11 protein-coding genes are annotated in these 14,370 nt (G+C 52.0%); 4 read left to right on the top strand and 7 right to left on the bottom strand.

Translation table 11 applies throughout. The annotated features are described in order from the left end of the window. Positions 1-266: 266 nt before the first annotated feature. The 5 genes from RIC19_RS20455 to RIC19_RS20435 form a co-directional block, all read right to left on the bottom strand. On the bottom strand, positions 267-1,124 hold the full coding sequence (locus tag RIC19_RS20455) for an alpha/beta fold hydrolase (protein WP_350180226.1): 858 nt from the start codon (positions 1,122-1,124) through the stop codon (positions 267-269). Between the two features lie 6 nt (positions 1,125-1,130). Beyond that, on the bottom strand, positions 1,131-1,817 hold the full coding sequence (locus tag RIC19_RS20450) for a DUF4386 domain-containing protein (RefSeq protein WP_350180225.1): 687 nt from the start codon (positions 1,815-1,817) through the stop codon (positions 1,131-1,133). A 24-nt stretch (positions 1,818-1,841) separates the two neighbouring features. Next, a complete protein-coding gene (locus RIC19_RS20445; protein WP_350180224.1) occupies positions 1,842-2,834 on the bottom strand; it encodes an NAD(P)-dependent alcohol dehydrogenase in 993 nt (330 codons plus the stop codon). Positions 2,835-2,920: 86 nt separating this feature from the next. Continuing rightward, positions 2,921-4,717: a tetratricopeptide repeat protein gene (locus RIC19_RS20440; RefSeq protein WP_350180223.1), complete on the bottom strand. Its 1,797-nt coding sequence runs from the start codon at positions 4,715-4,717 to the stop codon at positions 2,921-2,923. Positions 4,718-4,804: 87 nt separating this feature from the next. After that, a complete protein-coding gene (locus RIC19_RS20435) occupies positions 4,805-5,023 on the bottom strand; it encodes a hypothetical protein (RefSeq protein WP_350180222.1) in 219 nt (72 codons plus the stop codon). A 189-nt stretch (positions 5,024-5,212) separates the two neighbouring features. Between RIC19_RS20435 and RIC19_RS20430 the strand changes: the two genes are divergently transcribed. Continuing rightward, positions 5,213-6,349 carry an ATP-binding protein gene (locus RIC19_RS20430; protein ID WP_350180221.1) on the top strand — a complete coding sequence of 379 codons (1,137 nt, stop codon included), beginning with the start codon at positions 5,213-5,215 and terminating at the stop codon, positions 6,347-6,349. On the opposite strand, the gene RIC19_RS20425 is transcribed toward RIC19_RS20430, so the two are convergent. Continuing rightward, complete coding sequence (locus RIC19_RS20425; RefSeq protein WP_350180220.1) at positions 6,342-8,180, bottom strand: metallophosphoesterase; 1,839 nt, start codon at positions 8,178-8,180, stop codon at positions 6,342-6,344. The genes RIC19_RS20430 and RIC19_RS20425 overlap by 8 nt on opposite strands. Before the next feature lie 311 nt (positions 8,181-8,491). Here RIC19_RS20425 and RIC19_RS20420 point away from each other — a divergent pair, with 311 nt between their 5' ends. Both RIC19_RS20420 and RIC19_RS20415 read left to right on the top strand, forming a co-directional pair. Continuing rightward, positions 8,492-10,147 (top strand): LytTR family transcriptional regulator DNA-binding domain-containing protein, encoded by a 1,656-nt coding sequence (locus tag RIC19_RS20420; RefSeq protein ID WP_350180219.1) that lies wholly within the window; start codon positions 8,492-8,494, stop codon positions 10,145-10,147. Positions 10,148-10,272: 125 nt separating this feature from the next. Further along, entirely contained in the window at positions 10,273-11,133 is an 861-nt protein-coding gene (locus tag RIC19_RS20415) for a hypothetical protein (protein ID WP_350180218.1), read from the top strand. A 197-nt stretch (positions 11,134-11,330) separates the two neighbouring features. Here the strand turns inward: RIC19_RS20415 and RIC19_RS20410 are convergent, their stop codons facing one another. After that, a complete protein-coding gene (locus RIC19_RS20410) occupies positions 11,331-12,398 on the bottom strand; it encodes a nucleotidyltransferase domain-containing protein (RefSeq protein WP_350180217.1) in 1,068 nt (355 codons plus the stop codon). Positions 12,399-12,822: 424 nt separating this feature from the next. Here RIC19_RS20410 and RIC19_RS20405 point away from each other — a divergent pair, with 424 nt between their 5' ends. Continuing rightward, the gene (locus RIC19_RS20405; protein ID WP_350180216.1) at positions 12,823-14,241 is read left to right on the top strand and encodes a DUF5009 domain-containing protein; all 1,419 of its coding nucleotides are present in this window, start codon (positions 12,823-12,825) and stop codon (positions 14,239-14,241) included. The last annotated feature ends 129 nt before the right edge of the window (positions 14,242-14,370 follow it).

Genomic DNA, 14,370 nt, shown 5'->3' with positions numbered 1-14,370 from the left:
CTGCAAACTACACTTTTTTGCTTATACTTCGTCCCGAAAATCCTCATTTAGCTAAGGCTAAACTCCGGTTTTCGTGCCTCGTCTAACCAAAAAATTGTTAGTTTTCGACTAGAAGACAAAAGTCCCAACACGCTCTTAGATTTTGGGCAAACTGCAACCTTGGCGTAATGCTTCGTGGGCTCTGCCTGACCCTTTACGGGCTTTGCGGGCATCCTATTCGGTACAATTCCTAAAGACGCTTTGATTTTCCTCCTTTATCCGCCGGCTCAGGCCTCCAGGATGAGCTTTTCAATTTGGTCATTATGGGTCCGGCCCTGCACATGTTTGGAGTCTTCAAATAAAACGGTCTGTCTGAGATTGGGGAAAAGCTTCCGGGCCCGTTTAATCATTTTTTCTCCAGGGAATACTATATCCTGTTGGGCAGCAAAAAGGGTGATGGGCGTCCGGATGCGCCCGGCCTCCGTCTTTGACATGACCGGAACCGGGGTGAAATCCATCTCAAAATGCAGGAATACCTGAGCAAGGAATGCCAGTGCGAATGGGTCATCATCGGTGAAGATTTCACTCAAAAACCGGCGGATATGCTTCGGCTTCGCTGTTTTCATGTACCGCTTCATGGGAATAAACATCTTCCAAAGCAACTTCAGGGGATTGCCGTTGACGATATAAGCGGGAGCAGCGAGGTAGGCGGCTTTGACAAGGGATTCGTCAAAAGCGAGCGTCTTTAGTATGATCAGCCCGCCGAAGGAAAAGCCAGCGAGGGTGACACTTTCCAGCCCGAGCTGAATAAGGAGTTCGTTTACCCACTGCCCATAGGACAAGTCGGACATGCTCAGGCGCTCTCCTTCGCTTTTGTTGGGTTGCGCCAGGACATCCACCGCATAAACCCTGTATTTTTCAGCCAGATTGGGATACGTCTCCAGAGCGATTGGGGCGCAGCCGTTGGACCCATGCAAGAGCATAAGTGGCGGGCCGTCAACGGGGCCCGTTATCAGCACGTTAGTATGGCCAAATTGAGTTCGGATAGTTTGGGCCTGATGATCCATACCCAGGGCTTGCAGTTTTTGATCGTACAGGGACAAAACTACTGCCCGGCCTGCTTCAGATTTAAAGAATGAGGTCATTATCATTTATTTTGAGTTGAACTGCGGCCGTTTTACCAACAACCACATGGCGAATCCCAGCTCACTAATTGTCATTGGGACCGCTAATATATTTTCAATGGTGCCCCAAGGCATATCGGGGGCAATGCCAAGAAGGTTTTGCAAATGAAGTAAAGTGTAGCTACATCCTGCAATCAGGAGCAAAATTCCCCAAATCCAATGCCCAGCCTTTGTTTGCCGGACGAACAAACCCAACGCTGCCAGGTGTAGCCCAAACAGTATCAGCCCGAGCGACCAGGTATCCTCAAAGGATTCCAGTTGAAGCAATACTTGCTGATTCAGCAGGTCCGGTGAAAGGCCTGCACCGCTATCCAGTAAAGCAGTAGCAGAGAGCAGGTCGCCAATGGCCATTTCCAAAAAACCAGTATAAGCCAGCCGCAACAGGGCGACCAAAAGGGCTAGCCCGGGATGAGTACTTTTAAACAGCAGGTACAGCGCCCAGGCAGCTACAACGTCACACAAGGCGATGAACAGCCAGCCGGCGACACCTGCCCGGAAGACAGGCAGGGCATTTTTGAGATTGGTGATCGTTTGCACCGGGGCTGAAAAGTCAACCAGCGTTGTCCAAACGTAACCGTAGGAAAATCCGGCAGCAAGGGCCATGGCAATGATAGTACCGCCTGCGATGGCAGCATAATTATAATCGGGGTTCATTCTTAAAGGTTTGAAGGGTTGGATTTATTCGGCGGAGGTGATGACCACATTGCCTTTCTTACGCCCTGCGGCAATATAGGTATGGGCTTCTGCAACTTTCTCCAGAGGATACTGCCGGTCAATCACCATTTTGAGCTTTCCGGCTTCATAAATTTCAATGAGCTCGGCCAGCATGTCCCGCAGCTCCTCGTCCGACCGCAGGCCGGTGGCCGCAAAAACCGCCTTCTTTTTACCCAAGATATTAGTTTTTAACATTTGCACCAGTAATGGCAGGCCCAGTACAGGGCAGAGGTATTGCCCATTTTCCTTGAGCACTGACTTACAAGCCTTAAAGGAGCTTTTGCCCACGGTATCGTAGATAAAATCATAGGTTTCTGTGCCTTTCGTAAAATCCCTGCGGGTGTAGTCAATCACCTCATCGGCTCCCAGGGAGCGCACCAGGCCAAGGTTGCGGGTACTGCAAACGGCGGTTACTTTTGCGCCCAGGTACTTTGCCAGTTGGACAGCTGCGGTGCCCAGGCTGCCCGAAGCGCCGTTGATCAGGATATGTTGCCCCGGTTGCAAATTAGCCAGGTGGCGAAGGTAATTCCAGGAAGTAACGGCTCCGTCGCAAAAGGGAGCAGCCTCAGCGTAGCTCAACTGATCGGGCATCAAACTGATAACCCCGGATTCAGGTACGGTAACATATTCCGCGTTGGTGCTAAAGCCCAGGGTGGTTTCGCCAAACACACGGTCGCCGGGCTGAAACTGTGTCACCTCCGCCCCTACCGCCTCCACCTGACCAGCAAAGCCTGTGCCCGGAATCGGATGCTTAGGTTTGGTAAGCCCCAGCATCAACCGCCCAAAGTAGGGCGTGCCGGTCCGCATCATGCCATCGGCAGTGGTGGCCGAGGAAGCGTGTACCCGGATGAGGACTTCGCGGGGTTGGGGAGCAGGCTTGTCCACCTCCTGAAAGGTCAAAACGTCGGGGGAACCGTAGCCCGTCATTACAACGGCTTTCATTTTCAATGCAGTCATGATAGTGGTGTTTTTCTGATTCATGATGCAAAGAAAGCCCCTTTAGCAGGGCGCTGCGTTCTGAAAAAGCAGGTAGACGTTCGGATTTATATTCCCGAACCGGAATCCGCACTTTTCAGGAAAGCCCGGGGCGTCATACCGGTTTCCTTTTTGAAATAGGTATTGAAGACGGTCTTGGAGTTGAACCCGCTCTCATAAGCCAGCCCGAGCAGGGAGATGTGTGCATTGGCCGGGTTGAGGGCGAGCTTTTTGAAATGCGCCACGCGGTATTGGTTGATGAATGTGTTATAGTTTTTGCCCAGGCTTTCGTTGAGCAGCCAGGATAACTTATTGGGATGGACTTCGATCTGTTCCGCCAGGCTGCGCAGGGATAAACCCGGATTCAGGTACGGTTCTTCGGCTTCCATGAATTGCAGAAGCTGCTGACGGTATTCCTCCGTGGTAGCCTCATCCAGCAAAGCTGTTTTTTGTTCTATCTCTTCTTCCCTGCCACTTCTTCCATATAGCCGCTCATGGAAAACCCGGTAGCGGGGATCACTGCTCAGCTTTTTGGACAATTGTCCGCTGTAGCTCAGCAGCAGCACGGAGGAGTTTAGCTGAAGAGCTTCTTCCAGCCATTCGAAGGCAGCATCCGCCTCCTCAAGGCAGGCATAAGCCATAAACAAGTAGGAATGCGCCTGAAAAGCATCCGGTTTTGCCGCTTCAGCCCGGAGTAATCCCAGCGTGGCGGCCGCTTCCTTTTGATGGCCAGCCAGGATATGCGCCAGGCAAATGATACCCTGCTTGTCCCCTTCCACCGTAATATCCTGCGGAATTTGATTGATAAAGTCCAGGGTCTCCTGATAACGGCCTTCCATTAGAAGGCAGTAAGAGCGCTGTACGTAAGCCGGAATATTATTGGGGTTGGCTTGCAGGCAGGCATCAAGCTCGCGGAGCGCACTTTGGTAATCCCCGTTGCGGTAATCGAAGAAAGCTTTGAAAAACAGGGTTTCCTGTGATAGCGGGTCGATGAGGAGTGCCAGCCCCAGGTGTTTTTCGGCTTCTTTCATACTCCCTTCCAGGGTATAGAGAAAAGCGACAAACTGCTGCGCTTCCGGATAGTTGGGTTTCAAGCGGATGGATTCCAGAGCGTGCTCAAAAGCTTTCGCAAAATCACACTCCGTGAAAAAAGCCAGGTTGGACAGTTGATAATGTACCCCGGCGTTTTTAGGGTTGAGCTCGAAGGCTTGCTGCGTGTAGGCCGCTGCTTTCTGCCAGCCCTCAGCCGGGTCCATAAACTGGGTGGTCGCGAGAAAACCATAGGCATCTGCAAGGCCAACATAGGATTCCGTATGGCGGGGATCCAAAACAATGGCTTTCTCAAAGAGCTCAATGGCCTTTTTGACATCAGACGGGTTCCATTGATTGTGGTAGTACCGGGCTTTCAGGGCATAGGCATAGGCATCAAGGCTATCGGTTTGAGGCTCCACGAGGTGGTCTTCGATTTCAAAGTGCCCGAACTGTTCGCGGAGTTTTTCGGCAATCAGAAGGCTAATCTCATCCTGAATGGCGAAGATATCGTCCAGCTGCCGGTCCCAGGTCTCCGACCAAAAGTGGAAGTCCTCCTCAGCCTGCACCAGCTGAGCCATAATGCGGACTTTACGCCCGGAGAGGCGGATGCTGCCCTCCAATATAACAGCCACGCCTAGCTGCTCCGCTATTTCACGCAAGGACAGCGCCTGCCCTTTAAACTGAAAGGAAGAAGTCCGGGAGGTCACTTTTAGCTGTTCAATACGGGCCAGGGCATTGATGATCTCCTCTGTGATGCCATCACAGAAGTATTCATTGTCCGGGTCCGGGCTGCGATTGACGAAGGGTAGAACAGCAAGTGTATTGGGAGTCATGCTTAGTGAGGTGTGAGTAGGCAATAAAGATAGTACTTTTATACCTTTGCCGCTCAACAGCTTGATGCGTCGGGGATCATTACAGGGTTAAAACAGCGCTCCTACTTTGATCCGGTTGTGCTCCAGTTGGGCCTCAGCAGTCGATAGCAGGCCTTTCATCTCCCGCTCGTGCAGGGTTTCGTAACGGGCGCGGACCATCATCCATTCTTCGTAGAGCGGGGTGTTTTCCAGAGGCTGCCGAAGCATGTCGATCGCCTCACGGGTTTTGCCATTGGTGAGGCGTTCCTTGACTTGTTCGCAGTGCATGCTGTTTTAGTGTGGTTGGTTCGGGGTGAAAACACGGAATTTTGGGGAGGTTTTTTGGGGTTCACGCAAAGAGCGCGTAGAGGAGGACGCAAAGGCACATCCTCAAAACCATCGCAAATCGCGCGATTTGCGATGGCTGACCATTGGAAATCACGCGATTTGTGCTGTTTTTTTATCTTTGTAATAAAAATGATAGCGCGAGCCCTTGCACCGACCCTTTTAGAAGAGCTACAGCACTCCAATAAAATCATCATTCTGTACGGCAGCCGTCAGGTTGGCAAAACGACGCTAATTAATGACCTCATTCAAAAATTAAACTATAAAACGCTCAAAGTCAATGCCGATAGTGGGGAGGATCTATCCGTATTGTCCAGCCGGTCTCCTGAAGCGCTTAAACGGTTCATTGGTGAAGCGGATTTGCTCTTTATTGATGAAGCACAACGCATCACCGATATCGGCATTAACCTGAAAATCATACATGACACCATGCCCGAAAAGCGTGTCATCGTTACCGGTTCATCGTCCCTGGACCTGGCCAATCGGATCTCAGAACCGCTGACCGGGCGTACCTGGACCTATACGCTATTCCCCATTTCCTTTCGGGAATGGTTGGAGTATAACCAGATTTCTTCCGGGCTCAACATCGCAAAGCTTGAAGGCTTGATGCTTTTTGGTTCCTACCCTGAAGCTATTACCTTGGAAGGGACGCAACGAAAAATACAATACCTGAACGAGTTAAAACAGGCCTACCTCTACAAAGATGTACTTGCACTGGGCAACATTCGCTATCCGGAAAAGCTCAATCAGTTAGTCCAATTGCTGGCTTACCAGATGGGGCAGTTCGTATCCATTCAGGAACTCGCTAAAAGCCTTAAGGTCAACCGAGACACGATCAACAACTACATTGACCTTTTAGAAAAGGGGTTTGTCCTTTTCCGGCTCGGGGGCTTCAGCCGAAACCTTCGCAAAGAAATGACAAAAATGAACAAGATTTATTTTTATGACCTAGGCGTACGCAATGCAGTTATCAATGACTTCAGCCCCATTCACCTGCGGAAGGACAAGGGAAGCCTTTGGGAAAACTTTCTGATCGCTGAACGCAAAAAGCACCTAAGCTATAACCTCCAATTTACAAATACTTACTTCTGGAATACCCACACTGGCGCAGAAATTGACTACGTGGAGGAAATGGGCGGCCACCTGAACGGCTTCGAGTTCAAGTGGAATCCCAAAAAGTACCGTAACAGCTACGCTCCATGGCAGAATGCCTACCCTGAAGCCCGTTACCAATGCATCACGCCCGAACAGGTGCTGGATTTTATCTAAAGAACAGCCCCGAGCCCATGAAATTCTCCCCGCCCCGCCAGTCAGGCATGAACTGATAACGGGGCCATCCATTTTCGGATTTTTCAACATCGCGGTCCTGCACCACCATATTGAAACGGATAGAGCGCCAGTTCTCGCCCTGCCGCTCTGTGAGGTAGGACAGAGGGATAGCGGCTTCCAACACGTACACGCCTTCGGCTTCCACCTGGCAGCGATATTCAGCACCTTCCGGCAACTTATCCTCATAGAAAATGGAGGCCGGCAGCTCCTCCGTTTCCGGTGCTACCGTGAACAGGATGGAATTTTCGTACCACCCCTGCCCCGTCCGGCTGGCACTGACGGCGGCAGGCTCGGCATTCACCACAAACCCGATGAAGTCCTGCTGCCAGGAGACCTCAGCGGTATCGACCATGATCTGATCGTCCTCCACCCGGGCGGCGATGTAGAGGTAGTCGTCATCGTACCCCAGGTTGAAGCGGGCATTCAGGCTTTCGCCGGGCAGGTCCTGCAGGGTATAAGGCAGGTTCTCCCATTCCTTCAGCTTTCCGTCTACCTTGACACGCTTTGGTGCCTGCTCCAGCTGATACTTCTGTGCCGGGCGGAGATTGAAAGAGAAAGGGATGGACAGGTCCGGGAAGTCTTCGGTATCAAAGCTTACCTCTGCTTTCAGGGGCAGGGCTTCCAGGTTGGAAAGTGCAGTTTCGCCTTTGCGTGCCTTCAGGTCGATTAGCAGGGTGTCCACCGAGTTAGGCGCTACCGTCATTTCGGGCGCGCTCAGCACACCGGTCAGCCCCCAGCTGAACTGCTCATCCCACTTCACCTGCATAGGCACGTTTTGATCGTTGAAGACTTTGACCACCATTTGTGCCTCCTCAAAAGCAGCGCCGTCCATCAGCAGCGGCTCCACACGGATGGGGCGCTGGGCGGTGATGGTTTTCACAAAATCGCTGGATGCAGAAGTGACGACATTCTCATCCCAAATCCCATCGAGGAGCAGGTTCGCCAGCACCGGCCCTTCCTCCGTCATCGTCACCCACACCACATGGTCAAACTCGCCCAGCTGCGGGCCACGCAGGGCACTCCCGCCTCCGGTGGTGGCCAACATAAAGTAGCGCCCGTTATTGCGCTCGTACTTGACATAATGGTGGTGGTGCCCCACAAAAACCGTATGCTTGCGGTTGGCCAGCAGCTTCTCCACATCCACCCAGCGCTCGGTGTCTTTGAGGATCCACAACGGTTGGTGCATGAACAGGAAGGTCCAGCGCACTTCTTTATTTTCCGCCAGTACCTGCTCGATGTATTCGTACTGCGCATCCGAGATCGTCCCCCGGTTGGAGCCCCGGTACTGGTCTTCGGAGTTGAGGCACAGGAACAGCACATCCTTATAGATAAAGTGGTAGTAGGTCTGCCCGAACCGCTGCAGATATACCCGCTCCATGACTTCGTTGGTGATGTCATGATTGCCCGGCACATAGAAAAACGGCATCTGCAGCTGGGCCGTAAAGCCGGTAAATTCTTCCCACTGCCGCTCCAGTTCCACCGTATCCTTCGTGTACCCCTCGATCAGGTCCCCCACCGACATCACAAACTCCGGCTGCAGCAAATTCAGCTTGCGCACCCCGTCCATGAAAACGCCCGGGCGGTGCCCGCCGGTCCGGTCGGTGACGATAGCAAACTGGAACTGGCAGTCGTCATTATTCAGCTCCAGGCTGGTGAAGGGGTGGGGCCCGGCGGTGGTATCAATGCGCAGGGTGTCGGAGGTGCAGTTTTGGCTGTTGGCGGTTATGACGCCCAAAACAGCAATGATGAGCAGGTAAAATTGGCGGTACATGTTGTTTTTGAGGCTAAAGTACGGGGTTTGGGGTTAATTGGGGGTTAAGTTTTAACGGAAACTAATTTCAAAAGGACTTCTGGACTCCTGTAAGAAAAGTAGCTAAGGGTTTGAGAATCATACGCTTTTGCAGCCTGCTTCAAAGAATATATCACGGGCGGTTTTCACATAAAAACTTTAAAGTGTAACTTAACGATACGTTTGGTCAGACCAAGATATAAGACATGAACCTCAGAATGATCGTACGAAAGAGAAAGTTGCAGTTGCAGCACCACCCGATAAAATGTGCTCTGGTGAGGTTAAATCAAATCTTGCTCCTCTTATGTTTTCTACCCGGTCAAGGATTAGCTCAGCGCGTAGATTCCGCTACTGTAAAACTTACCTTACCCCTGCCAGATACCCTGCCGATCACTACTTCCCTCAGGGTCTACACCGACCCCACTTTAAAGCTCAACGAAAATACGGTTTTAGAATACCCCTTCGAGTCTTTCCCCGACCGGGGCAAATTGTATGTCAAGCCCGGCAGAAACTACTGGTTTAAGTTTTCTGTGCAGAATCTTACGACAGATAGCATCCGTTCATTACTTTGGACCACAGAGGCCTCCTCCGCTGATTTATTCCTGATTGAGCGGGGTGCTGCCAGAAAGGTTGGGCAAGCCGGAAGCATCTGTAGCTATGACCAGTTGAGCTATCCTTTCTCCTATCATTACCTGGAGTTGAAATTACCGCCCCGGGAAAAGCAGGTGTACCTTTTGCGCATAGAAGAATTCCTGGAGAACCAACGACTTTCGGATTTATATCTGGTAAGCCCAACTGCCTTACAATCAGACCAGGAAATCCGGATTCAAAAAGCCAACAACCGGCAATTCTACTACCTGTTTTTCGGGCTGCTCACTTTTTTCACTGTACTTTCCGGCACCCAGTACCTCATCAACCGGAACCGGGCTTTTTTATACTATGCATTTTACTTACTAGCCTGTATTGGGCTCAACGCCAAGCAAATACGTTGGCTGTTCGGACAAGCACCCTACAGTTTACTAAGCGAGTACCGATATATCGTGGTTTATGGAGAATCCATACTTACCTATCTGATGGCGATTGCTTACGTCGTTTTTATCCGGCAGTTCCTGAGTCTTCGTACTGAAGCCCCGGTTGCCCACCGCTGGCTCGGTTATTCAATAGGGGTATGCGCCGGACTTATTCTGACAGACCTGCTGTTACGGCTGTACCCTGGGTACGCCTGGAGCTTCACCCTGTTTACCTACACCCGTGTCCTGTTGTTTGGGCTTTTTTATGCCGTAGTCCTCTACCTGTTGACCCAATTTCGGAAACCGCTATTCCGGTACATCTTCACCGGCTCCCTACTCATGATGCTGCCCTTTACCCTGGTACTGCTTAACCATCTCGGGATACTTCCTAAAGACGGGGAAGTTTTGGCAACGCCCTACTACAAAGTCATTCAGAGCGGCCAATGGTCTATTCCCATGCATACCTCCCGCATGGGCGTTTTGCTTGAAATTCTATGCTTTTACATGGGCCTTAGCCACCTTAACCGGCTGTACAAACAGAAAAGCGAGTCGTTGGAATCCATCCTGGCCAGGCAGTCGGCAACCCCTGCAGCAGCACCACTGCCACCGGCTCAAAAAGCGATTTTCAAAATCCCCAACCGCAGTGGATTCGAAACGGTGCCTGTGGATGACATCCTCTATTGCCAGGCAGCCAGCAATATGTGCGTTCTGCACCTTGAAAATGGCAGGCAAAAGGTGGTTTCCCGTACGCTGAAAGACACCTTAAAGGAACTATCGAGTTATGGTTTTATGCGTATTCACCGTTCTCATGCCGTCCGGCTGTCGGCAATACAAGAGTTTCGTCACGCAGGCCATACCGGTCAGGTGATATTGCAGGACGGCACTCTGCTGAACGTATCACGGCAGCATAAAGCTACAATACTGGCTCAGATAGAATGAATCCAAAATGGCTGTTAGCTCATCGAGGAGGTCTACTGGCTCATTGTCATGGGGATAGAGCCACAAGCTTTTACACTTCGTATATATTAGCTCACATATGTAGTTAACCTAACAGCCCTTACACTATGGTCCTGGACAACAACCTCAACCGTTTTCCGAAAATACTGAAAGACCTTTTCGGACAAGCCCGGCAACCGACGAAGGCTTCTTTGGCTTCTGCCGCAGCTTACAAAAAACAGCTTTGCGAAAATATACAGGTCGATTCTTTTCATCTGGAATTAAAGATGGGCCCTCCCACTCAAATCCCGTGGAGCTGTAATACCGGGGCCTTACTTGGATGCAAAAACGTTACTTACGAGGAATATATCAAGCGTGTCCACCCGGATTACCACGATTTGTACTTCCACTTCGGCGTGGCAGCTTACCGCTTATCCATCAAGTACAAAGATCTGCTACAGGAGCAAAAAGTCTCCTACAACATCATGGTCCCTCTGCGCCATGAAGAGGGGCACTACCTGTGGTTTAACCAGGTCTCAGTACCCAGCGGGTTTGATGAGCAGCGCCACATTACCCACCACATCAACTCCTACCGTTTGGTATGCGAATTTCAGGATGCTATGTTGCTGTCGCGGCCGCTGGTGATTTTTGAGGCGGAGGTGGGCAGCAAGGTACAATCGGAATTACAGCAGCTCTCGGCGGAGTCGATACTGGATTTGATATTCGCCCAACACCTGGAAGAACACCCACCGCTCACCCAAAACCACCGCCGCATTTTGCTCGCCTGGTGTAAGGTATATGCCGAGGAAGGGCCGGAGCACACCCATCATAAGTCAGTTGCCAAAGAGCTAGACATCAAGCCCGCCTCCCTCAAAAAGTACGTGCAGCCGGTTTTGGCGGCTGCACGCGAGGTCTTCCCGCTTCATCCCATGAAGGAGATGAATGATTTGGGACGGTTGATGGTGGGGTTGTTTGGGTTTGGGGGCTAATGTTTAATGAAATGCTGCATCACCACCTCGCCTTGGGCAGACAGGCTGAAGACTGATAAAAAACATAAAACAGAAGTAAAAATGGTTTTCATAGGGGTATACAGGTTTGAAGCAGCCTACCAGACCAGCGTTTATAAAGAGTCCCAATTCAAGACTATTCAAAGCTAAGATCTTTGATTTTGGTTTCTCATCCTACCCTAAGAACTTTCTGCATACCACGCCCCCCGCATCCCCACCAAAACCCCATTCACCCGCGCCATATCCACCGCCGCCGGCAGGGTGCTTTGGGCGTAAGCGGCCTCCAGTTCCGCCATTTTATCTTCTGCCATGCCGAGCAGGGTATCGTAATCGTACTTCCCCCGGCGGATATCCAGCAGCTCGGCCCGGTTTGGCCGCCGCACCCGAATGACACCCTCGCGCAGGATTTCAATGCCCATTTCCAGCAGGCGGAAGGTGTGCATCATGTTTTTGGAATCGTACTGCGCGCCGTGGGCCAGGTTGGTTTGGTAGCGGACCTCGTTGCGCTCTTCCACCCAGTTCCAGTAGGCTTTGTAGTCCTTGCAGTAGGTGGCGTAGCCGTCCTTGTTGAAGTGAAGGTAGCCGAGTATTTCACCGCCTTTGGGAATGCTGCTGAGCGAGAGGTCGTTGGAGGTGGGCTTACGGAGGATACCGGCGTAGCCCAGCTCGCCTGTAGGATCATGATGAATGGCGTAGACCTCCCGGAAGTGCGGGATGGCAGAGAGGCCACAATGGGATTGCTCAAGCCCTTTTTCATCCAGCCAATGCCGGAGAGGTACGGAGCCGTTGCCCTTGAGCACGTAGCAGAAGTCCAGAGGCGTCTGCCGCTCCCGGGGCATGGGGTTGACGATCTTCTTATTCAGCCCCCGGGCTTTTTTGATCTGTGCGTAGGCGTAGCCGCCAAAGGTGTCTTTGCACTTTTTGGAGAGGAACAGCTCGGGGCTCAGGTGGTCCATGATGGGGTGACGGTAGCGGATGCACTCCGGTGGTGTAGCGAGCAGCTCCAGCATATTGGGGTTGCCCTTGGCCAGCAGTTCTACAAAACGGCCGAGCTCAAAGTAAACCGTATCGTTGGTGTCGTCCGCAACCTGTGGAATGTAGCTCAGGCTGTACAACTCCGGTTGCGGGAGAATAAAAACACCACGGATATCTGTGTCGGAAGTGGGCAAATCGGTACCGTAGGCGCGGCTGCCAGTGATGCAGTCGTAGAGGAGATGAGGGCTGTTTTGGAGGTCCTGCAGGGTCATAATCCAGGGTATTGAGCAAGCAAAAATAGAAATTGCTAACCATTCAACACCCGGGGGACAATGGACGTTCCCGGGCGAGCCCTGGGATAAGCAAGAACAAAAAAGGCAGCCCGAAGACCGCCTTCCCAAGATAGTTACAATTATATCCAGGCTGTAGCAAGTATTTCGATCCTCTGATATTTTCTTCAGGTCATTTGGAACAACCTGGTGCGACTAATGTGGCCAGGCCAAATTAGTTGGTTGTATTTTCAAGCTTAAGCCCTCTCCGATGCCGGTCTTTAAATACCCAGCACTTTGCACCTTTTATACTGATTACCAAGCTTTTGCAGCACTCCATATTTTAAAAACAAAGCCGTTCCTCCACCAATGCCCCCTGATATCAAGTGAGTTAAATCCCCGATTTTTCTTATCATTGGATAAAAAATTGAGCCCTGCCTCTACTCCTGTCCGAGCAACCGCCCTCGATGCCCTCCGCGGCATGGCCATTATTGGTATGATCCTGTCCGGGCATATTGCCCACGGTGGTGTGCTGCCCGCATGGATGCACCATGCACAAGTCCCGCCCCCCAATCATCAGTTCGATCCGGGCATACCCGGTATTACCTGGGTGGATTTGGTCTTCCCGATATTTCTCTTCGCGATGGGCATGGCTTTCCCTTTTTCTATGCGCCGAAAGCTGGAGCAAGGCCTGCCTGAATGGAAGGTCGTTCTCCAGGCCTTTAAGCGATGGGGGTGGCTGTTCTTTTTTGCTTTATTTTACCAGCACCTGATCCCGCAGTATATGACGAGTAGCCCGGGCGCAACAGAACAACTGCTGGCACTGGGTGGTTTCGTGCTGCTCTTCGCCATCTACGGCACCCACCCGCGCATACGGCAGTGGAAATACCACGAGCACTTTAATGCCCTTGGGCTCATCCTGGCCATCGTGTACCTGCTATTGCTACCCGGGGAGCCCAAACCCGGGGACAGCCGCTACTTATCGCTGGAGCGGACCGACATTATCATCCTGATCCTGTCCAACGTTGCCTTCTTTGGTTCGGTGGCCTGGTTGTTGACGCGCAACAACGTGCTGCCCCGTCTGGCCCTTCTGGCGGTACTGTTCGCCCTTCGCCTCAGCCAATCTGCCGGCGACAACTGGACCGCAGTGCTTTGGAATGGCTCGCCCTTGCCCTGGTTCTTCAATTTCAGTTTCCTGCAATACCTGCATATCGTGATTGCCGGATCTATCATAGGCGATTTGGCACAAGCTTACGCCATCCAAAGGGGGGCTGACAGTGGTTCTTCCTCCCTGACTGCTACCGGATGGCTGATGGTTGCCATGGTTGCCCTGTCCCTAACCGGCTTGTTTGGGCGCTGGGGGTTTCCGCTGTTCCTGCTGCAATTAGGCATTTTGGCGCTTACAGCCCTGCTCCTGCGAAAAGACGGCTCTCCCACCGCCCGCTTCCTGCATCAATTGCTGGCCTGGGGCAGTGCTTTTCTGATCATAGGTATGGTTTTTGAGCCCTACGAGGGTGGCATCCGTAAAGATCACGCAACGATGAGCTATTACTATGTGACCGCCGGGCTGTCCACTTTTCTATTCATGGCCTTCTTCCTCTTGCTCGACCACCACCGGGCACGGGGCTGGCAGTGGCTGACCGACACCGGGCGCAACCCCATGATTGCCTACGTAGCGCCCTGGCTGCTGGTGTGGCCGATCTTGAAAATTTCCGGGCTTGCCAGTTTGGTGGAGGGTATGAATAGCAATGCTTTGATGGGATTGCTTCGAGGTATGCTCATCACCGGTCTATCACTGGCGGCTACGGTGGGGCTGACGCGTTGGGGGTGGAGATGGAAGACGTGACGTTCATTGCCTTAAGAGAGCGTGTTGGGACTTTAGAGCATGTTCCGGTGCACCGGGACACTCTCCTGCCTGGCAAATCCGTTTGGCAGGCAGGTCGTCTAACCCAAAAATGGTCCGTTTTCGATTAGA

Source organism: Phaeodactylibacter sp., assembly GCF_040219495.1.
Taxonomy (GTDB): Bacteria; Bacteroidota; Bacteroidia; order Chitinophagales; family Saprospiraceae; genus Phaeodactylibacter.
Note: the sequence above shows the minus strand (reverse complement) of the source record. Positions and strands in the feature narration are given on the sequence as shown.